Source organism: Alkalicoccobacillus gibsonii, from assembly GCF_016798245.1.
Classification (GTDB): Bacteria; Bacillota; Bacilli; order Bacillales; family Bacillaceae_D; genus Alkalicoccobacillus; species Alkalicoccobacillus gibsonii.
Genome location: NZ_JAEUZA010000024.1, coordinates 1 through 235 on the forward strand (window position 1 = coordinate 1; position 235 = coordinate 235).

Here is a 235-nt window from a genome sequence, read left to right on the forward strand (position 1 = left end):
CCGTAGCTCAACTGGATAGAGTACTTGACTACGAATCAAGCGGTTAGAGGTTCGAATCCTCTCGGGCGCGCCATTATAGAAAATAGATCAAGTTAATAGAACACTTGAGTTGATATCAAGAGGTTTAAGGTTTAGATCCTATCTTCCTACTATTATATTTTTTGGGGCCTTAGCTCAGCTGGGAGAGCGCCTGCCTTGCACGCAGGAGGTCAGCGGTTCGATCCCGCTAGGCTCC

The 235-nt window shown here is 47.2% G+C and carries 1 tRNA gene; it reads left to right on the forward strand.

Going from position 1 to position 235, the window contains the following annotated elements:
- The first annotated feature begins 163 nt into the window (after positions 1–163).
- Positions 164–235: transfer RNA gene (locus JNO66_RS20390), tRNA-Ala, on the forward strand.